Origin of the sequence: Ruminiclostridium hungatei (assembly GCF_002051585.1) — a bacterium.
GTDB lineage: Bacteria > Bacillota > Clostridia > Acetivibrionales > DSM-1351 > Ruminiclostridium > Ruminiclostridium hungatei.
In genome coordinates this window covers 98,346-119,142 of sequence record NZ_MZGX01000003.1, presented here as the reverse complement: position 1 = coordinate 119,142, position 20,797 = coordinate 98,346, and the positions used below count along the sequence as shown (strand labels likewise).

Here is a 20,797-nt window from a genome sequence, read left to right as displayed (position 1 = left end):
TGTACAAAGGCAGGAAAAATCAAATAAACTTTAGTTTCTTGTTTGAACGAATCAACAGATTGGTATTAAATTTATAAATGGTAGAACGTAGGTGGGGTGTGTTGAATCGGCCTATGGACTGGATTTGGTACCTTGGTAAGCATAAGGAGGGAGATATTTGAAATATTTTAAGGGTATCAGTTTTTATATTATTATTTTTATAATAATTTTAGTAATAATCACTTTTTATACTGCATCTGATAATCCGCCAAAAATGGAATACGGCCAATTATTAACTCAGATGGAGGTTGGCAATGTAAAAAGTATCGGGCTGCAAACCGACACAGCTACCGTAGAACTCAGAAAACCTCTGGATGAAAAGAGCAAAGCTACAAAGTATGTAGTTACAGTTCCTCCGGATGTTACATCTGCATCAGATAGATTTACAAATGCTTATGAAAGCAAAATTATAGATAAATTCAATGTTACAACTCCGCCGCAGGCACCCTGGTGGGTCTCCATTTTACCCACAATCGGATTTGTAATTATACTTATTTTAATTTGGTTTTTCTTTATCCAGCAGTCTCAGGGCGGCGGAGGAGGCAACAGAGTGATGTCCTTCGGTAAGAGCCGTGCCAAGATGACAGTTGACGACAAAAAGAAGGTTACCTTTGAAAATGTGGCCGGGGCTGACGAAGAAAAGGAAGAGCTTGCTGAAATTGTTGAATTCCTTAAAGCGCCGAAGAAATTTGTGGAGCTGGGAGCCAGAATACCAAAAGGTGTTCTTCTGGTGGGACCTCCAGGTACAGGTAAGACTTTGCTGGCTAAGGCCGTATCAGGTGAAGCCGGAGTACCCTTCTTCAGTATAAGCGGTTCGGACTTTGTAGAAATGTTCGTGGGTGTTGGTGCGTCCCGTGTTCGTGACCTCTTTGAGCAGGCTAAGAAAAATGCTCCATGTATAGTGTTTATCGATGAAATAGATGCTGTTGGAAGGCACAGAGGAGCCGGCCTGGGCGGCGGACATGATGAAAGGGAACAAACTCTTAATCAGTTGCTGGTAGAAATGGACGGCTTTGGTATTAATGAAGGAGTTATTATCCTTGCAGCCACCAACAGACCGGACATATTGGACCCTGCCCTGCTGAGGCCGGGAAGATTTGACAGAAGAGTAGTTGTAGGGCTTCCTGATATAAAAGGCAGGGAACAGATTTTAAGAGTGCATTCCAGAGGCAAACCTTTTTCAGAGGATGTGAAGCTGGACGATTTGGCCAGAATAACACCGGGCTTTACGGGTGCCGATTTGGAGAATCTTCTTAATGAAGCGGCTTTGCTTACTGCAAGGGCCAACAAGAAAAAGATAGGGAATGAAGAAATCAAGGAAGCTGCCTTCAAGGTAATGATGGGGCCTGAAAAGAAGAGCCGTGTTATGAGCGAGAAAGATAAGAAGGTTACGGCATTCCATGAGGCAGGCCATGCCATAGCTATCAAGCTTGTATCCACAAGCCAGAAGGTTGACAGGGTTTCAATTATTCCGGCGGGTATGGCAGGAGGTTATACGGCCAGCAGACCACAGGAGGACAAGAGCTACCACACCAAGTCCCAGTTGATAGAAGAAATCATCATTGCACTTGGAGGAAGAGCGGCTGAACAGATCATACTTAATGAAGTCAGCACAGGTGCTTCCAGTGATTTGAAGAAGGTTAATCAAATTGCCAAGAACATGGTTACCAAGTATGGTATGAGTGAAAAGCTTGGGAATATGATTTTCGGCAACGAAAACGACGAAGTATTTATAGGCAGGGATTTGGCCCACTCAAGAGATTACAGCGATGAAATCGCTGCAATAATTGATAATGAAGTTAAAAGTATCATCGACAATGCATATGAAAGAACGCTGAAACTTTTGAGTGAAAATATAGATAAGCTTAACAGGCTGGCGGAAATACTTTTAGACAAGGAAAAGGTTGAAGGTGCGGAATTTGAAGCAATATTCGACGGTGCAGTGCTGGAAGGAGCAACAACCACACCTCAATTGGAAGGCTAATTAATTCTTAACAGCAAAAGGGTTTGCTCACTGTGAGCAAACCCTTAATTTTTTCCATCTGTGATTGTCTGCTGCTAAGACTGTAAATGGCGGTGAGACCTCAATTCCGGATACATATTAATCCTGTTGAAAGATGTTTCCTTTTAGATTATAATTGGGAAATATCAAAAAAGAAATATGGACTCAATCGTACGGAGCCGGAAAACCTGTTTGTATGGAGGCTGAAATGAAAAAAGAATTGTGGCGCAAATCGGTGTTGAAGAGATTGATCATATCATTTATTTTAATTCTGATGCCCATATATATACTGAGTATAGTTATATATGACCTGGGTATCAGTACTCTGAGAAAAGAAATATCCAATTCTATTGTTTCCCAGCTTTCCTTTTATAGAGACAGCCTTGAAAATGACATTAACAGGGTAAGAACCCTTGAGATTGAACTGGTCAATGACAAGGATCTGAACCGCCTGGCGGCGGTTCCGGAATCCCTGGACAGCATCCAGCAGATGGAAAGGATGCTCCGCGTACAGCAGCGGCTGTATGCAGTCAAAAACAGCAGCAAGTATATTGGGGATATTTATGTCATGGTGCCTGCTCTGGAAAGAACTATCTCCGCTACATCAGTATCTGAATTTGACAGGGCGCAGTATGACAGGATCAAAAATCTGGACTCTCAGCCTGATGCCGCTATGGATGAAAATGTAATAAAGTATATGACAGTTTCGTATCCCTTTTCATATGCGGTAAGGAAGGAAAAACTTTTTATAATAGTTATTGAAATATCCAAGGACAAAGTTGTGGAGGCATTGCAGTCAATGACGCAAAACCCCAAAGAAGGTGTCATGTTTGTCAACAAAAAGAACAAATCGATTATTGCCGCAAATAATACCGACTTGAACCAGAATGTTTACAATCAGATAGCCTCCATGGATAATGGTGCGCAGGTGGTGCACGTGAACAATACCAGGTATCTGGCGGTATCGATAACCTCAAGTGTCTTTAATTCCACTCTCAGCAAATATCTGCCTGAGGATTCCGTATTTCATGATCTTGAAAAGTACAGCAAATGGTTTTTGCTGCTGACAGTTTCTGCTGTGGTTATAATCGTGCTGTATTCCATTTACATGTATCAGTTTATACACAAGCCCATCGGCAAGCTGGCGTCCTCCTTCAAAAAGGTTGAAAAGGGTGATTTTGACATAAATATAGATCACAGGCACAATGATGAATTCCGATATATCTACCACAGGTTTAACTCCATGGTGGACAATCTGAAAAATCTGGTTGACCAGGTTTACAAGCAGAAGATACTTGTTCAGAAATCGGAGATGAAGCAGCTTCAATCTCAGATCCGGCCGCATTTTTTATATAACAGCTTTTTCATATTGAACACCATGGCCAGGGTAGGTGATTACGAAAACCTGGAGATATTTACCGAGCAGTTGGGCCAATATTTTCAGTTTATTACAAGAAATGCTGCGGATGAAGTTACAATCGAGAAGGAGATCAATCATGCAAGGGTATATTCGGAGATACAGGCCATGCGCTTTTCAAACCAGATTAAAGTCAGGTTCGATCCTCTTCCGGACAGCTTTAAGCCATTGATTGTTCCCCGGCTTATACTGCAGCCGGTTATTGAAAATGCCTTCGAGCACGGGTTGACCATGTCCAATGGGAAGGGGCTGCTTATAATCAGTTTCGATAAGCTGGAGAATGAGTACAGAATAGTAGTTGAAGACAATGGAAGCAATCTGGACCAGCACATATTGGAAACCATGAGAAAATCCCTGGATGACAATTCTGAAAGTGCTGAGGTAACTGGCTTGCAAAATATACATCAAAGGCTTAAACTGAAGTTTGGCCCGCTAAGCGGTTTGTCTCTTGAAAAAGGGGAAGCAGGGGGACTGAGGGTTACCATCACGATCATGCAGGAGAAGGAGGAACAAAATGTTTAGACTGCTTATAGTAGATGACGAAGCAATAATTGCCGATGGTCTCTGTGAGGTGCTGAGTAGTATCAGGGAAGTAGAGCTTGATATCTATAAGGCGTATTCCGGACAGGAAGCGTTGAACCTGTTGAACAGGACAAGAATTGATATTGTTCTGACCGATATCTGTATGCCTGGTATGACCGGAATCCAGCTATTGGAAACAATCCACAGCAAGTGGCCCGAATGCAAGGTAATATTCCTCACCGGGCACAGTGAATTCGAGTATGTCTATACTGCCATTCAAAGTGAAGGGGTAAGCTATATCCTCAAGACTGAAGGCTATGGAAAAATAATAGATACAGTTACCAAAACAGCCTTGAAGATAGAGGAAAATTTAAAAAGTACGGCCCTTGTAAAGCAGGCCCAGGAACAGCTTGGGACTACCAAGAATCTCCTTCAGACCATATTTCTGAGGGGGATACTCAATGAAGAGATCAGTATGTCTGAAATAAAGCAGCAGCAGTTTGATGAACTTGAAATCCCTCTGTCCATGAAGGAGCCGGTTGTTATGATGGCTGGAAGGATTGATGATATTCCCAAGGGAATTCCATATTCCGTCAGAACAGAATGGTTCATAAGCATCAGGCTGATAGCAGAACAATATATCTCAGTAAAAACGAAGTTTGTATGCTTCAATCATGATAACTCCACTATAGTATGGTTCCTGCAGCCGGTTACAGGCGAGAAAAGACGTGCGGGGGAAGAGGATTGGAACGACATGCTTACTTTCATTAAAGGAATTGCCGAGCTGATGCAGGAATCCTTCGCAAACAGCACGGGCAAATCCATTTCTTTTGTTCTGGATGATACTCCTGTGAGTTGGCGGGGAATTCAGGACCGGTACTTTACTCTGAAGATGCTTCTGAATTACAGGATAGGAAAAGGGGAGGGACTGCTTCTTTCAGATACCAGCCTGCTTGAAAGGGATCTCCAGAACCATTCGAGGATAGTAAAAGATAACTCTGTACGCAACAGGGCCGTGGACCTGGCAGAAATCCTTGAAAACGGTACCAAGGAGGATTTCCTCTCATGCCTTATGACACTGTCTGAAAAACTGGCGGCAATCCAAAGCATGCATGATATAGTTGCTGTGGAGCAGTATTATTCCATAGCCCTTGTAATACTGTCCCATATAAACAAATGGAATCTTACGGAAAAGATTGCTTTTAAAATCAGTATGTACAAGCTTATGAACCTGGAATACCATGAGTCCTGGAAATATGCAGTGGAATATCTCAAACAGCTTGGAGAAATACTGTTTGAAATTAAGGACAGCGAAGAAGAAAAAAGGGCCCAGGATGTAATCGGAATTGTTCAGAAGCATATAAATGAACACCTGCACCTGCAGGATGAAGTCTCCCTGGTTCGGCTTGCAGAAATAGTGTATTTTAACCCCTCCTATCTTTCACGCCTGTTTAAGCAGGTCACAGGAAAGAATCTTTCGGACTATATAAGCGAGTGCCGCATAAAAAAGGCAAAAAAGCTGCTGGAGAATCCCGACTACAAAATCCACGAGATTTCTGAAGCGGTGGGATACCTGAGCGCAACCAACTTTGCGCGGTTCTTTAAAAAGATTACATCCATGACTCCCCAGGAGTACAGAGACTCAAAGCTTATCAAGTAAAGAGATGATTTGAATGTAAAGATATGAATATTGTTCAGTTATGTTGCCACCCTTATAATTTAATTGTAAGTACTATACTTAATTTTAATCTCACTACTGTGCTAAATTAAAGGAGGAGGCAATTATGATCAGCGGAAAAAAGCTGAGGCAACTACCTCTGCATATCATGGTTATACCAGGGGTCATCTTAACACTTATCTACCATTATATTCCCATGTTTGGAATAGTTATGGCATTTCAAAAGTTTGTTCCAGCCAAGGGGTTTTTTAAATCTAAATGGGTGGGCTTCGATAATTTTGAATATATGCTCAATTTGCCTAACATTAAAACTGTAATATACAATACAGTATTTATATCAATTATGAAAATAATTGTAGGTCTTGTAGTTCCGGTAGTGTTTGCGCTGCTGCTTAATGAAATGCGCAGGGAAAAATACAAGAGAACTTTACAGACCATTATATACTTTCCGCACTTTCTTTCATGGGTCATACTGGGAGGAATACTTGTTGACGTTCTTTCACCCTCCAGCGGTATTATAAATAAGATGCTTGGCTTGGTCGGCATTGATCCCATATTTTTCCTCGGGGATTCCAAGTGGTTTCCTTTTACAATGGTAATAACAAACGTATGGAAAAACTTCGGCTATGATACCATCGTGTATCTTGCGGCGCTCACCAGTATTGACATGGCTCTGTATGAGGCTGCCTACGTGGATGGCGCGGGGCGCTGGAAACAGACACTGCATGTTACCCTTCCGGGAATACTTCCCATAGTGACGCTTATGACGGTTTTGTCCCTTGGAAATATATTGAATGCAGGCTTTGATCAGGTAATTAATCTTTATAGTCCACAGGTTTACAGTACAGGAGATATTCTGGATACTCTCGTATACAGGATAGGTCTTGTTGAGGCGCAATACAGCGTGGCAACCGCAGTAGGACTCTTTAAGTCGGTAATTTCTCTGGTACTGATATTAGTTTCCAACAAGCTGGCGAATAAGTATGCCGGATATAGAATATTCTAGGGAGGATGGTATAAATGAAAAATTATTCAACAATAGGCTCTAGAACATTTACTATATTAAATTATTTATTTCTTAGTCTGGCGGCTTTTGCATGTCTTTTGCCGCTGATAAATGTTCTGGCAGTCTCTTTCAGTTCAAAATCTGCAGCCGCTGCAGGTTATGTAAATCTTTGGCCTGTAGAGTTTACCCTGGATTCATATGTGTATGCTCTAAAGAAGCAGGAGTTCTTGACAGCATTCCTGGTATCAATTAAAAGGATAGGCCTGGGTTATATTATAAATATGGTTTTGACAGTATTTATAGCATACCCGCTGGCAAAGGAAAAATCAGAGTTTTCCGCGCGTAATATATATGCATGGTTCTTCATTGTCACAATGCTTTTCGGAGGCGGATTGATTCCAACCTATATGGTTGTAAGGTATACAGGACTGATTGACTCCATCTGGGCACTGATAATACCTAACGCTGTGCCTGTATTCAATGTCATTCTTTTAATGAACTTCTTCAGAGGGCTTCCGAAGGAAATAGAGGAAGCGGCATATATAGACGGCTGTGATTACTGGAGGACACTTTTTAAAATTGTACTGCCGCTTTCACTGCCATCCATAGCCACCTTGTCGCTGTTTGTACTGGTAGGCCACTGGAACGGATGGTTTGATGGACTCATATATATGAATTCAACAAGCAAATGGCCGCTGCAGAGTTACCTGCGTTCGATAATAATAAATTCTGACACCATGATGAGTGCCAGCGATGAGCTTGCGACAATGAGAAATGTATCCAACAGGACCTTTAACGCGGCACAGGTATTCCTGGCTGCCGTCCCGGTGCTGGCCGTATATCCTTTCCTTCAGAAATACTTCATGAAGGGACTTGTAATGGGCAGTGTTAAAGGGTAAACTTTTTTAATAGAAATTATTATGACTATTTGATCTGCTGTGAGTCTGGCAGACAGGGAGGCACTATATGGCTTTATCCGAGGAATATCTCAAAAAAACAGAAGAATTCCACACCAATGTCTGGGGAGACATCGGTGACGGGTTATATAAAAATCCTGTGCTCAATGCTGATTATTCCGACCCCGATGTAATTCGAGTAGGCAGTGACTTTTATATGGTTTGTTCGGATTTTCACTTTATGGGCATACCTGTGCTCCACTCCAGGGATTTGGTAAACTGGACAATCGTGGGGCAGGTATATAATGAACTGAAAATTCACAGCCGGTATGACGAAATGGAAGCTTATGCAAAGGGGAGCTGGGCACCGGCCATAAGATACCATGCCGGCAGATTTTATGTATACTTCTGCACTCCGGATGAGGGGTTGTACATGAGCAGCGCAGAGCAGCCGGAAGGTCCATGGACACCGCTCCACGAGGTAAGAAGAGTGGCGGGCTGGGAAGACCCCTGCCCTTTCTGGGATGATGACGGCAATGCATATCTTGGACACAGTACAGTGGGAGCAGGTCCTATAATTATCCACAAAATGAGCGCCGACGGCAAGCAGTTGCTTGACGAGGGAGCTATCGTATATATAGGAAAAATTGCCGAGGGCACCAAAATATACAAAAGAAACGGTTATTACTACCTGGTTATCCCCGAGGGAGGTGTTGAAAAGGGCTGGCAGGCGGTTTTAAGGTCCAGGAGCATCTATGGACCCTACGAGAGAAGAGTGGTGCTTCAGACAGGTAAAACCAATGTTAACGGTCCTCATCAAGGCGGACTGGTGGAGCTGGAATCAGGAGAAACCTGGTTCATGCATTTTCAGAGTGTGGGAGCACTGGGCAGGGTATGCCATCTTCAGCCTGTCAATTGGGTAGAGGATTGGCCTGTAATGGGAATTGACGGAGAGCCTGTGGGAATATACAGGAAGCCTGATGTGGGGAAAACCTATCCGGTGACATTGCCGCAGGCATCCGATGAATTCGATTCTCCCCTGCTGGGCTGCCAATGGCAGTGGAATCACAATCCTGCTGCAGATAATTGGTCATTGGCTCAAAGGCCCGGATATTTGTCCTTGACGGCGATGCAGGCAGAAAATATCTTCAATGCCAGAAATACAATTACGCAAAAGCTTATGGGAAACTTTGGGGTGGTAACGGTTAAGCTGGACACCGGATTGATGGAGCCTGGGCAGAGAGCCGGGCTGTGTTTCCTTGGAGGCAGGGAAGAAAACTGGATAGGAGCTGTATACCAGGGGGAGCGGTGCCACATACAGGTTGTGACGGGAGGCACCAGCTATCACGGACCCTGCCTTAAACCGGGGGAGGTTTGGTTTAAATCAGTAATAGATTTATCAGGTGAAACAGAATTCTATTTCAGCTTAAATGGATGTGATTTCTACCAGTTGGGCGGAAATTGCATCCTGAAGGAAGGCTTTTGGAAGGGAGCGAGGATGGGACTCTTCAGCTATAATACCCTGGGTGCCGGAGGCAGAGCTGACTTTGACTATCTTAAATATTTAGTTTTCAGATAATTTTATGGTGTGGTTTACAAAATCAAAGTAAAGATATGAATTGAAAGTAAAAATATGAATATTGTTTGAACAACTGCAGAGCCATATAATTAAATTGAGGCCTCATTAAACAAATAATATCGGAGGGAACTTATGAAAAAATTTTCTTTAACCCGACTAGCAGCTCTAGCATTAGCGGCAATGATCACAGTTTCGATGGCTGCATGCGGCAGTGACAGTAAGTCAAGTGAAGCTACAGCGTCAGGTTCTTCCACTGCTTCATCAACAACCCCGGCTGACCAAAAACCAACCGATCTTTTAGCTAAGTATACCCCTGAAATTGACCTGACAGCTTGGAGATTTTTGAATAACGGTATAGAATTCGAACCAGGTGAGAGCATTGAAAATAATGTTTATATGACGTCCTACAAGGAAGACTTCGGTATAAACCTTAAGTATGTATGGACTGTACCAGAAGAACAGTTCGACCAGAAATTGAATATTTCTGTTGCTTCCGGAGATCTGCCGGATATCATGTGGCTCAGAAACAAGCAGCTTATTGAGCTTGCTGAAAATGACATGCTCTATGATTTGACAGACTTATATAAGAACAATACTTCTGATTTCACAAAGAGCATATTGGAGCAGGACAAAGCAAGCTTTGATTCTGCAAAAATAGGCGGAAAACTTATGGCAATACCACATACAGCATCTTCAGTTGACAATCTTCAGATACTTTATATCAGAGCAGACTGGCTGAAGAATCTCGGACTTGAAATGCCAAAGACATTACAGGATTTGTATAAGGTGTCCGAAGCATTTGTAAAGAATGATCCTGATAAAAACGGCAAAAACGATACTTTTGGACTTGCATTGGTTAAAAACTTCCTGGATGTCAACAACAAGCATGCTTCAGCAGCAGGTTTATTTGCAGGCTATCATTCTTATCCTAGAAGATGGGTGAAGGATGCTTCCGGAAGCGCTGTTTACGGTTCAATACAGCCACAGATAAAAGATGCATTATTGCAGTTGCAGACCATGTATAAGAGCGGACAAATCGATAAGGAATTCGGCGTTAAAGATAAAGCAAAGGTTATGGAAACAGTTTCCTCCGGTAAAGTGGGTATCACTTACGGTGGATTGTCATCACCGGGTGCATTCCTGAAAGACTGTGCAATCAACGAGCCTAATGCTGATTGGCAGGCGATAGAGTTGCCGTCAATTGATGGTACTCCTGCAGCTCCTGTTACATCAATGCCTGTTACAAAATACTATGCAGTTAACAAGAACTGCAAAAATCCTGAAGCTCTTATGAAGCTTGTTGAAAATGGTTCAAGCGGATATAACCGTGATGCTTCAGACGAGGCCAAGGCTAAAAACGAAAAATTCGGCGTTACTAAGAGCGGTATAGCCACATGGCAGTATTCACTGGTAGTTTATGAGCCTGCGCTTAAGAACCTCAATGCTCACAACAATGTAATAAAAGCTATGGAAACAAATGATACTTCAATACTGAATGCTGAAGAATTCGGTTACTATGATAAAATCCAGAAATCCAAGGCCGGAGACAGAAATTTCTGGGGTGATGAAAGAATATTCGGTACACCGTCCAGTGCGGACATAATCGGTAAGTATGTTGACAGTCAGAATCTGTTGACAAACCTCTTCTATGGTTCATCAACTCCTACCATGGTTGAAAAGCAGGCGACCCTCGATGCTATGGAAGATGAAGTATTCACAAAGATCATTATGGGAGATTCAATCGACTCTTTCGACAAATTTGTTACAGACTGGAAGAAGCTCGGTGGAGACCAGATTACAAAAGAAGTTAATGAATGGTATGCACAAGCTAAATAATTTGAAGTACTTATAATCAATAAATGTAGTTGAGGGGTGCGGCTGATTCAGCCGCATCCGTTTTATTAAAAAAGTCAATTACTATGGGCTGAAATACGATACAGTAATTGACTTTGGTAAAGGGGACGTTATGCAAAAAGCCGATTTAAAAGAAAATTCCAGCGTAATTGACCGGTATGCATTAATTACTCGCAACAATCCGGTACTGAAAGCACCGGACAAAAAAGCTCCGTTTACCATAGGAAATGGTGAATTTGCCTTTACAGCAGATATAACAGGGCTTCAGACTTTTCACAAGGAATATGAATACTTTCCCCTGTGTACAATGTCTCAATGGGGGTGGCACTCGTTCCCGGTAGACAGAAATTACCAGGACTTAAAGCTTAAACAGTATGAAACCCATGGCAGAATGGTGGGCTATGCAGCCGATGACAAAGGCCAGGAGCAGTTGTTTAAAAATCTTAGAGAAAATCCTCACCGTTTGAATTTATGCAGTATCAGAATGAATTTAGTGGAAAATAACAGGGCCGCAGTCCTGTCCGACATAAAGAATGTGAAACAAATACTGGATTTGTGGCAGGGGATGCTGATATCGGAATTTGCCGTATTTGACGAAGCAGTTCAGGTGGAGACCTGTACTGATCCGAAGCAGGACTCGGTAAGCGCCCATATAAGGTCCAGGCTCGTATCTTCAGGAAAGCTTGAAATTAATTTTGATTTTCCATATGGAAGCCCCGAAAAAAAAGCATCGGATTGGGGGCGTGAAAAGGCACATAAGAGTGAAATTATTCTGTATTACCCCAATAGAGTGATAATCAAGAGGGAACTGGATTCCGACATATATTATGTTGATATGGTGTTCAGCCCAAATGCAATACTTAAGCAGACCGGCTGTCACCAATTCACCCTGGCGGCTGCAGACGGGAGTGAGGAGCTTTATTTCTCGGCGGGGTTTTCGCCGCAAATGCCCGTAAATATTCCTAATGACTTCTATACCGCAAAAATCCGTTCGGCTGCCCACTGGGAGAAGTTCTGGAACAACGGAGCCGCCGTTCAGCTTATAAATTCCACAGACAGCAGGGCTGCCGAGCTGGAACGAAGAATAGTTCTCTCCCAATACCTTACGGCAATCCAGTGCAGCGGAACTCTTCCCCCGGCTGAGACAGGCCTGACCTGCAACAGTTGGTACGGGAAATTCCATCTGGAAATGCATTATTGGCATGCAGCCCAGTTTGTTCTGTGGGGAAGGCCGGAGCTTCTGGAAAGAAGCTTGAAATGGTATCTGAATATTTTGCCTCAGGCAAGAAAAGATGCTGAGAAACAGGGTTATGCAGGCGCCAGATGGACAAAGATGAGTGACCCCAGCGGGCTGAATGCACCATCCAGCATCGGTGTCTTGCTGGTCTGGCAGCAGCCTCATCCCATAATGCTCTCGGAACTTTGCTACAGAGCCCATCCCAATACCGAGACGTTAAAGAGATATGTCAGCCTGGTAATTGAAAGTGCTGATTTTATGGTTTCCTTCCTGCACTACGACAAGGAAAATGACAGGTATGTAATGGGTCCGCCGCTCATACCGGCCCAGGAAACTCATGCTCCGGAAGCTGTAATGAATCCCGCCTATGAACTGGAGTATTTCCGCTGGGGCTTGAAAACTGCTGCACAATGGCAGCAGCGGCTAGGTGAAACACCAGATCCACGTTACCTTGAAGCAGCAGAGAAGCTGTCTCAACTGCCGGTTAAGGACGGTGTCTATCTGGCTCATGAAAACTGCCCCGAGACTTTTTCCAAGGCTCCGTATAATCATGACCACCCTTCAATGCTTGCAGCTTTAGGTGTACTTCCCGGGGAGTCGGTGGACAGGGATATAATGAAAAATACCGTGGAAAGGGTGCTCCAATGCTGGGATTTTGACTCAATGTGGGGATGGGATTTTGCCATGATGTCAATGTGCTGTGCCAGACTGGGTCTGACCTCCCTTGCCGTGGATTTGCTTTTGGCAGATAAACCTAAAAATACCTATGCTTTAAATGGGCATAATTCCCAGGCGGACAGGGAAGACCTTCCGCTCTATCTCCCCGGAAACGGCAGTTTGCTGTTGGCTGTCGCCATGATGGCGGCCGGATGGGAACAGGACGGAGGGAAAAGCCTGCCCGGGTTTCCGCAGGACGGTAGCTGGTGCGTGGAGGCAGAAGGCTTGTTGAAGTATATATAGGCTCTTCCAATGAGCTTTACTGATTACACTATAATTTATAAAAGGATAGGTGATATAAATATATGGGCAAGCTTGTAAAAGTAAAAATGACAGATTCAGAGGGTGGTTCAATGCCTGAATACATATTGAATACGCTTTATGCAAGCGATATGTATTTTGAACCTGATATACGTAAAAGCACCATAATGTCCGACGGCACCGTGGAGCTCAATGTGGAGGCTTCCCCGTTCATGCTTCACGGGCGCGTAAACCTTCCTCTATACGGTAATATATGGGTGATGGCCCATAACCGCGGAGAGGGATATGCGGCGTCCGGTTTTGCAGGCAGTCAAGTATTTGATTTTGTAGCTGAAGCTGTAGAAACCTACATTTGGGAAGCTGAAAACTTTGCAGAAGGCATTATTCCAAGCCCATATGCAAAAGGGCATTTTGATGCCGCCAGGGAGTACTATTCTCTTTCAAAGAAAAAGGTGGATGCAGGCTACTGCCGTTTGAAAGCACTTTCCCATGCCGTGCTGGCTGCAGAGGCATTGTGCTACGAAAGTGCACTGGTGAAGCTTGCAGCGAAGCCAAGACCTGAGCTGCTGCTGGGCTGCAACCTGTTCAAGCATGCAGGTGAGAACAGGCATGCTGAGTATTTCAAGAGCCTGTTCAATTTTGCAACCATACCGTTTTACTCCTACCAGTTGGCTCCTGAAGAGGGGCGGCTGGACTTCTCCAGAAGGGATGAACTGGTGGATTGGTGCGAGGCAAACGGAATAACTTCAAAAGGTCATCCCCTATGGTTCGGACATAAGGAAACAAATCCTGCATGGATGTTCACAAAAAGCTATGAGGAGCTTTCGGCTTTTGCAAGGGACACTGTAAAAAAAACGGTGGGACGGTACAAGGGACGCATCAAGGTGTGGGACTCAATGAACGAGCCTCATGACTGGGCAAATTGCTTCAACTTCACACAGGAACAGTTGATGGAGCTCACCAAAATATGCTGTGAGACAGTAAGAGAGGCGGATCCCGAGGCAACTTCCATCATAAATGTGTGCCTTCCGTTTGCAGAGTATGTAGCTGGGAAATTTGTATGTTACGGGCCAGTTTTTGAGCGGCCCGTATCTCCTATGAAGTTCTTCAGGAGTGCAATAGAAAAAGGTATAGATTTTGATGTGGTAGGCATACAGCTTTATTTTCCGGCCAGAGATATGGTGGCGGTTTACCGCCTGCTCAATGTATATGCAAGCTTCGGAAAGCCTGTACACATTACTGAAATGGGTGTACCGGGAGGGAATACAAGAGGTCAGACGGATGACATAAGCACAGTTGATCCGCAGTCTCAGATCGGTTTGACAAAGGGGGGCTGGCATTCTGCCTGGAATGAGCATGTTCAGTCCGACTGGCTGGAACAGTTCTACACAATTGCGGCCTCACGTTCAGAAATCAAGGCCTTGACCTGGTGGGACTTCATGGATCCCGGTTTTATGAAAACAAGTCCATTCCTCTTTGAAGATCAAGTGCCCCGTGAGATGTATTTCAGGCTCAATGCCCTGAAGCACAGACTTGGAGGGCGGCAGGAAAATCTGACAATCAAGGGCTGGAAATGAAATATGAAATTCTCGGCCAACAAATAAATTCACAGCAATAAGGAAGGGGTAACATAATATGTTATACGATAAGAATAATTTAAACATTGCGTATATTGGCGGCGGTTCCAGAGGCTGGGCATGGAATCTTATGAAGGACCTGGCCGTAGATGAGGAAATATCGGGTACAGTCAGATTGTACGATATTAATCAGGAGGCTGCCAGGGCAAATGAGAAAATCGGAAATATGCTCTCTGAACGCCCGGATGTATCCGGGAAGTGGCAGTACAAGGCTATGGACAGCCTTAAGGAGGCTCTGACCGGTACGGATTTCGTCATCATATCCATATTGCCGGGCTCTTTCGAGGAAATGGCCTCGGATGTTCACCTGCCGGAGGAATACGGCATATACCAGTCTGTAGGCGACACAGTGGGGCCCGGAGGGTTGGTAAGAGCCTTAAGAACCATTCCCATGTTTGTAGAAATCGCAGAGGCGATAAAAGCATATTCTCCCGAGGCCTGGGTCATAAATTATACAAATCCGATGACGCTATGTACAAAAACTTTGTACCAGGTGTTCCCCGGGATAAAAGCCTTCGGATGCTGTCACGAAGTATTTTCAACTCAGAAGATTATGGCAGAAATGCTTAAGGATATGAAGGGAATAGCCGGGATTGACAGAGAGGATATAAAGGTAAATGTCATAGGCATAAATCATTTCACCTGGTTAAACAGCGCCACCTATAAAGGCGAAGATCTTTTGCCGCTTTACAGGGAATTTACCGAAAAATATGCCGAAGAGGGCTATCAAATTGAAACAGAGGCTGATCAGGTTCGAAACAGTTATTTCAACAGCTATAACAAGGTAAAATTTGATCTGTTCAGAAGATATGGGCTGGTGGCTGCAGCGGGAGACCGCCATCTTGCAGAATTCTGCCCTCCCTGGTATCTCAAGAATCCGGAAGTAGCAAAAGAATGGGGCTTCGGATTGACTCCCGTCAGTTGGAGAGTCAAGGACCTTAAAGACAAAATGGAAAAAAGCAGCCGTTTTCTCAGCGGTGAAGAGCAAATGGAGCTCAAGCATTCCGGCGAAGAAGGAATCAAACAAATCAAGGCTCTGGTTGGCCTGGGAGATCTGGTTACCAATGTAAACCTTCCCAATATGGGTCAGATTCAAGGGCTGCCGTTGGGTGCAGTTGTGGAAACCAATGCGGTATTCTCCCATAACAGCATAAGGCCGGTCAGTGCGGGCCAATTGCCGGAGGAAATCTACAGCCTGGTTATAAGGCATGTTGTAAATCAGGAAACAATAATCAGGGCAGCTTTTTCAAAAGATAAGGATTTGGCTTTTAAGGCCTTTGCAAATGATCCCCTGGTGAATATCAGCATTAAGGATGCAAGAAACCTGTTTGAAAGGATGCTGTCAAATACCTCAGAGTATCTTCCCGGTTGGGAGATAGAAAAATAGTCTGAGACTTTAAGGAGCACATGCTGCAACACCGCTGAAGTCGTATCAGGGCTTTGAAATGTAAACACGCAATATTTCACGGCATAGTTGATTGGGCTAAAAACCTCCTAAATCAGCTATGCCTTTTTTTCGGTTTGTGTATAATGCTCACTGAATTTTCAGATTTATACTTGATATTTCTTATAATATGTGTTTTATAATATAAGCAGAATCAAAGTTCAATAAATCAGGTATGATTGGCCGGATATCTTATATTTCAGATAAATATGGCTTGTAAAGGAACTGGGAAACGGAGATAAGGACTATGGAAATAACAGAAGGATTGACAGGAGAAGCATCGGCTTTGGTGGATAGCAGTAATACAGCCAGGACAATGGGCAGCGGGGATATGGAGGTTTTTGCAACACCTTCGATGATAGCGCTTATGGAAAAAGCGGCAACAAACGCACTCAAGGAGTACCTTGCTTCAGACAGCTCTTCGGTGGGTACGGTAATTAGTGTCAGGCATACAGCAGCAACCCCGTTGGGAATGACGGTTACTGCCAGGGCTGTGCTGACAGGAGTGGATGGGAAACGTCTTGTTTTTAGTGTTGAAGCCTTTGACGAGAAGGATAAGATAGGTGAAGGGACACATGAAAGATTTATTGTAAATCGCGAAAGATTTTTAACGAAAGCAAATGGTAAAAAATAGAAAAAGTCTTGACGAATAATGAATTATATGGTTAAATATACTCAAAGTTAATATTTTTATCCTTATCAAGAGAGGTGGAGGGTATGGGCCCTATGAAACCCGGCAACCAGCATTTGATTGTGCATGGTGCCAATTCCTACAGGTATTTTACCTGAAAGATGAGGGGGATCATTGTTTTAGTAAGAATGACAAACCTCGGAAGAGGTTTTTTTTATTGCCTGTCTGGAGTTCATCAATACAAGTTGGCCTTTGCAGGCAGGAACAGGGGATAAAAAGTGGCCGCAGAATAAATATTATAAGTGGAGGTATTAATTATGACAAGAAGATTATTTACATCAGAATCTGTAACCGAGGGACATCCGGACAAAATGTGCGATCAAATTTCAGACGCAGTCCTTGATGCCATCTTCCAGCAGGACCCTCAAGCCAGGGTTGCGTGTGAGACTGCTGTAACTACAGGTATGGTGCTTGTAATGGGTGAAATTTCAACTAAATGTTATGTTGATATACCAAAGGTCGTCAGAAATACAATCAGAGAAATAGGCTATGACAGGGCAAAATACGGTTTTGACAGTGAAACCTGTGCAGTTTTGACTTCTATAGATGAACAATCTGCAGATATTGCAATGGGAGTTGATAAGGCACTTGAAGCTAAGACCGGTGAAATGAGCGAGGCACAGATTCAGGCAATAGGAGCGGGAGACCAGGGCATGATGTTTGGCTTTGCGTGTGATGAAACACCTGAGCTGATGCCAATGCCTATTACTTTGGCTCATAAGCTTTCAAAGAAATTAAGCGAAGTCAGAAAAGATGGAACTCTGGATTACCTCAGACCTGACGGAAAATCCCAGGTGACAGTGGAATATGACGGGGATAAGCCGGTGAGGGTGGACACAGTAGTCATATCTACTCAGCACGGTCCTGACGTAAGCCACGAAATAATAGAAAGAGACATGATGGAATTTGTTATAAAACCTGTAATTCCCGCAGAATTGCTTGACCAGAACACACGGTATTTCATCAACCCCACAGGCAGGTTCGTGGTGGGCGGTCCACAGGGTGATTCGGGACTTACAGGAAGAAAGATTATTGTTGATACCTATGGAGGATATGCAAGACATGGAGGCGGTGCGTTCTCCGGCAAAGACCCCACCAAGGTGGACCGTTCCGCGGCATATGCTGCCAGATATGTTGCAAAGAACATCGTTGCAGCAGGCATTGCTAAGAAATGTGAGGTGCAGCTTGCATATGCAATCGGTGTCGCAAAGCCGGTGTCGGTTTTGGTAGATACCTTTGGAACAGCTGTGATACCAGAGGAAAAAATTTCCGAACTGGTAAACAAGCATTTTGACTTAAGACCTGCCGGTATAATAAAGACGCTGGATCTGAGAAGGCCCATATTCAAAAAGACTGCGGCGTACGGGCATTTTGGCAGAAATGATAATGACTTCACCTGGGAAAAAACAGATGTCGCGGAGCTTCTGAAAAAAGAGGCAGGCCTGTAATAGCAGGTTAAAAGTTTATTGCGGAATAAATACTTAAGGATAAAAAGAAAATACATTTCCTTCAGGGGGAATGTATTTTCTTTTTTCTGCTAAAATATTACTGTACAGTGAAACATATAATAATATAAAAGAAGTTTATAGCAGTAATAAGCGCAAAAGTCATACATACCTCAAGCGAATGATATTAAAAGCATGTTTTAGGGCTTTCATTCAAGCTGTGACCTGCTTTTTGCATAAAAATACGGCAGTATGTTGATTTGTCCCATTTGACAGCCGGCAGGTATTTGTAGTAGATTATAATATAAATTGATACAGGGAATAATAATAAGTTACAAAGGGGGGAAAATGAGCATGGACGATAATCCTGAGGATACATCCAATAATTATCCGATGTTCTGCTGGATATTACTTAAAAAGAAAAAAAGGTTTGCAATAAACTATTTCGGAAGACCCTGACAGTCCTGCCTTGGATTGGCGTGTCTTTTTTTATTTGTAAGGGAAAGCATAAGCTTATAAATTCTTTTAAGTATTATTCAGATGGAGGATGAATTAATTGTTTACGGAAATATTTGTTTTACTGGTACTTGTGATTATGAATGCATTTTTTGCAGCGTCAGAGATTGCATTGATATCGCTCAATGATAACAAAATAAGGTTGCTGGCTGAGGATGGGGATAAAAAAGCCAAAATATTAAACGGACTCTTAAGCGAGCCAAGTAAGTTTCTCGCTACTATACAGATAGGAATTACCCTGGCAGGCTTTTTAGCCAGTGCCTTCGCTTCGGAGACGTTTGCCGAGCCGCTGGTAAGGCTGCTGATCGCATTGGGACTGCCCGTACCGGAGGTATGGCTTAAGACAGCATCAATGCTGGTGATAACTGTAATCTTGTCATATTTTACATTGGTGCTTGGAGAACTTGTACCAAAAAGGCTGGCAATGACAAAAGCCGAACCTATTGCAAGGTTTGTAGCAAAGCCTTTGCATATTCTTTCTGTTTTGACAGCACCTTTTGTCAAGCTGCTGACTGCTTCCACAAATTTCTTTGTCCGGTTGTTCGGAGTTGACCCTAATGCCGAAGCGGAGCAGGTAACAGAAGAAGAAATCAGGATGATGGTGGATGTGGGTGAAGAGAAGGGTACAATACATGAAACTGAAAAAGAGATGATTAACAATATCTTTGAATTCAACAACAAGACTGTGTCCGATATAATGACACACAGAACGGATATTGCAGCTCTTTCAATAGATGCAGGTCTTAAAGAGGTCATAGATTTTATAAATACCGAAAAATACTCAAGAATACCGGTTTATGAGGATAATATAGATAATATCGTGGGAGTAATGCACTCAAAATATGTATTCAAATTTGTAACCAATGACGATACAAAGAACTTCAGCCTGGGACAACTGATCAGGCAACCCTATTTTGTACCTGAATCAAAAAGAACGGATGAGCTCTTCAAAGAGCTTCAGCAGAATAAGACCCATATGGCCATAATAATTGACGAGTATGGCGGAACAGCAGGAATTGTCACTCTGGAGGACTTAATCGAAGAAATAGTCGGAAATATATTTGATGAAGATGATGATGAAGAAAAGGAATTAGAGAAAATAGATGATAACACCTTTATTATCAGAGGCTCTATAAGTCTTGACGAAGCTCAGGAAATTCTGGGTTCAAATCTTCCTGTTGATGAATATGAAACCCTTAGCGGGTTTATTATAGGACAGATAGGGAGAATCCCTGTAAGCGGCGACAAACCCACCATAGAATACAACGAATTGGTATTTAAGGTTGAAGAGGTGGATGAAAAGAAGGTTTCCAAGGTAAAAGTATGCAGGGCCCTGTAACACTTGTGAAGCACACTTCATAAAATAATGTACGACATATTTTAGGGAGTGATAGCTATGGGGATAGACTACGCGGTACTTTCACTTCTGGCCATATTTGGACTGATCAGTCTGTTTTTGGACATTTTTAAATTGATGGACAGGAAGAAATACTTTGTGGAAAAGGCTAATTTGGTTCTACTGGTGAACGACCAGGAACAGAATATTGAAAGACTGATAAGAGAGGCGATGGAAAGCAAATTTGTGAGAAACATTGCTATAAACGGCAATTTTATTGCAGTTGATATGAATTCTAAAGATGATACCTTAAAGCTGTTAAAAAAGCTTGAAAACCAGTTTCCATTGCTGGAGGTCTGTTCCTTTGAGGAAAGGGACTGCATATTCTATAAAAATAAAAGTTAGTTCTACATAAAGGATACTGGAATTCCTCCGGATGACAATACACGGAGGAATTTTTTTCTGGTTGCCTGCTAATTCTTGATGGCATGGGTAAAATAGGATATTATTTATTATAGTG

General features: G+C 43.1%; 14 protein-coding genes and 1 riboswitch. All 14 genes read left to right on the top strand.

All coding sequences use genetic code 11. The features are described 5' to 3' along the window. Nucleotides 1-157: 157 nt before the first annotated feature. The 14 genes from ftsH (at nucleotide 158) to CLHUN_RS02990 (ending at nucleotide 20,682) form a co-directional block, all read left to right on the top strand. On the top strand, nucleotides 158-2,023 hold the full coding sequence (ftsH, locus tag CLHUN_RS03055; protein ID WP_080063095.1) for an ATP-dependent zinc metalloprotease FtsH: 1,866 nt from the start codon (nucleotides 158-160) through the stop codon (nucleotides 2,021-2,023). A gap of 226 nt (nucleotides 2,024-2,249) precedes the next feature. Continuing rightward, nucleotides 2,250-3,980: a sensor histidine kinase gene (locus CLHUN_RS03050; protein ID WP_165755644.1), complete on the top strand. Its 1,731-nt coding sequence runs from the start codon at nucleotides 2,250-2,252 to the stop codon at nucleotides 3,978-3,980. Continuing rightward, nucleotides 3,973-5,640, top strand: coding sequence for a response regulator transcription factor (locus CLHUN_RS03045; protein WP_080063093.1), 1,668 nt, complete (start codon nucleotides 3,973-3,975; stop codon nucleotides 5,638-5,640). The genes CLHUN_RS03050 and CLHUN_RS03045 overlap by 8 nt, the downstream gene beginning before the upstream one ends. Nucleotides 5,641-5,764: 124 nt before the next feature. Then, nucleotides 5,765-6,664, top strand: coding sequence for an ABC transporter permease (locus CLHUN_RS03040; protein WP_080063092.1), 900 nt, complete (start codon nucleotides 5,765-5,767; stop codon nucleotides 6,662-6,664). Between the two features lie 14 nt (nucleotides 6,665-6,678). Next, entirely contained in the window at nucleotides 6,679-7,563 is an 885-nt protein-coding gene (locus CLHUN_RS03035; RefSeq protein ID WP_080063091.1) for a carbohydrate ABC transporter permease, read from the top strand. A 67-nt stretch (nucleotides 7,564-7,630) separates the two neighbouring features. Next, nucleotides 7,631-9,139 carry a glycoside hydrolase family 43 protein gene (locus CLHUN_RS03030; RefSeq protein WP_080063090.1) on the top strand — a complete coding sequence of 503 codons (1,509 nt, stop codon included), beginning with the start codon at nucleotides 7,631-7,633 and terminating at the stop codon, nucleotides 9,137-9,139. 132 nt (nucleotides 9,140-9,271) lie between these two features. Then, on the top strand, nucleotides 9,272-10,975 hold the full coding sequence (locus CLHUN_RS03025; RefSeq protein ID WP_080063089.1) for an extracellular solute-binding protein: 1,704 nt from the start codon (nucleotides 9,272-9,274) through the stop codon (nucleotides 10,973-10,975). Nucleotides 10,976-11,105: 130 nt separating this feature from the next. Further along, a complete protein-coding gene (locus CLHUN_RS03020) occupies nucleotides 11,106-13,190 on the top strand; it encodes a glycosyl hydrolase family 95 catalytic domain-containing protein (protein ID WP_080063088.1) in 2,085 nt (694 codons plus the stop codon). Nucleotides 13,191-13,252: 62 nt separating this feature from the next. Then, nucleotides 13,253-14,785 carry an endo-1,4-beta-xylanase gene (locus CLHUN_RS03015; protein WP_080063087.1) on the top strand — a complete coding sequence of 511 codons (1,533 nt, stop codon included), beginning with the start codon at nucleotides 13,253-13,255 and terminating at the stop codon, nucleotides 14,783-14,785. 58 nt (nucleotides 14,786-14,843) lie between these two features. Beyond that, nucleotides 14,844-16,232 carry a family 4 glycosyl hydrolase gene (locus CLHUN_RS03010; protein WP_080063086.1) on the top strand — a complete coding sequence of 463 codons (1,389 nt, stop codon included), beginning with the start codon at nucleotides 14,844-14,846 and terminating at the stop codon, nucleotides 16,230-16,232. Between the two features lie 304 nt (nucleotides 16,233-16,536). Beyond that, the gene (locus CLHUN_RS03005; RefSeq protein WP_080063085.1) at nucleotides 16,537-16,923 is read left to right on the top strand and encodes a thioesterase family protein; all 387 of its coding nucleotides are present in this window, start codon (nucleotides 16,537-16,539) and stop codon (nucleotides 16,921-16,923) included. A 59-nt stretch (nucleotides 16,924-16,982) separates the two neighbouring features. After that, nucleotides 16,983-17,088: riboswitch (SAM riboswitch) on the top strand. 149 nt (nucleotides 17,089-17,237) lie between these two features. Next, a complete protein-coding gene (gene metK, locus CLHUN_RS03000) occupies nucleotides 17,238-18,428 on the top strand; it encodes a methionine adenosyltransferase (RefSeq protein WP_080063084.1) in 1,191 nt (396 codons plus the stop codon). A gap of 553 nt (nucleotides 18,429-18,981) precedes the next feature. Next, on the top strand, nucleotides 18,982-20,280 hold the full coding sequence (locus CLHUN_RS02995; protein WP_080063083.1) for a hemolysin family protein: 1,299 nt from the start codon (nucleotides 18,982-18,984) through the stop codon (nucleotides 20,278-20,280). 57 nt (nucleotides 20,281-20,337) lie between these two features. After that, complete coding sequence (locus CLHUN_RS02990; protein WP_080063082.1) at nucleotides 20,338-20,682, top strand: hypothetical protein; 345 nt, start codon at nucleotides 20,338-20,340, stop codon at nucleotides 20,680-20,682. Nucleotides 20,683-20,797: the final 115 nt, after the last annotated feature.

What these genes read in the sequence shown, in the direction of transcription:
- CLHUN_RS03045 (WP_080063093.1), top strand. Translation starts at nt 3,973, where the DNA reads ATGTTTAGACTGCTTATAGTAGATGACGAAGCAATAATTGCCGATGGT.
- CLHUN_RS03015 (WP_080063087.1), top strand. Translation starts at nt 13,253, where the DNA reads ATGGGCAAGCTTGTAAAAGTAAAAATGACAGATTCAGAGGGTGGTTCA.
- CLHUN_RS03005 (WP_080063085.1), top strand. Translation starts at nt 16,537, where the DNA reads ATGGAAATAACAGAAGGATTGACAGGAGAAGCATCGGCTTTGGTGGAT.
- CLHUN_RS03035 (WP_080063091.1), top strand. Translation starts at nt 6,679, where the DNA reads ATGAAAAATTATTCAACAATAGGCTCTAGAACATTTACTATATTAAAT.
- CLHUN_RS03020 (WP_080063088.1), top strand. Translation starts at nt 11,106, where the DNA reads ATGCAAAAAGCCGATTTAAAAGAAAATTCCAGCGTAATTGACCGGTAT.
- CLHUN_RS03040 (WP_080063092.1), top strand. Translation starts at nt 5,765, where the DNA reads ATGATCAGCGGAAAAAAGCTGAGGCAACTACCTCTGCATATCATGGTT.
- metK (WP_080063084.1), top strand. Translation starts at nt 17,238, where the DNA reads ATGACAAGAAGATTATTTACATCAGAATCTGTAACCGAGGGACATCCG.
- CLHUN_RS03050 (WP_165755644.1), top strand. Translation starts at nt 2,250, where the DNA reads ATGAAAAAAGAATTGTGGCGCAAATCGGTGTTGAAGAGATTGATCATA.
- CLHUN_RS03010 (WP_080063086.1), top strand. Translation starts at nt 14,844, where the DNA reads ATGTTATACGATAAGAATAATTTAAACATTGCGTATATTGGCGGCGGT.
- CLHUN_RS02990 (WP_080063082.1), top strand. Translation starts at nt 20,338, where the DNA reads ATGGGGATAGACTACGCGGTACTTTCACTTCTGGCCATATTTGGACTG.
- CLHUN_RS03030 (WP_080063090.1), top strand. Translation starts at nt 7,631, where the DNA reads ATGGCTTTATCCGAGGAATATCTCAAAAAAACAGAAGAATTCCACACC.
- CLHUN_RS03025 (WP_080063089.1), top strand. Translation starts at nt 9,272, where the DNA reads ATGAAAAAATTTTCTTTAACCCGACTAGCAGCTCTAGCATTAGCGGCA.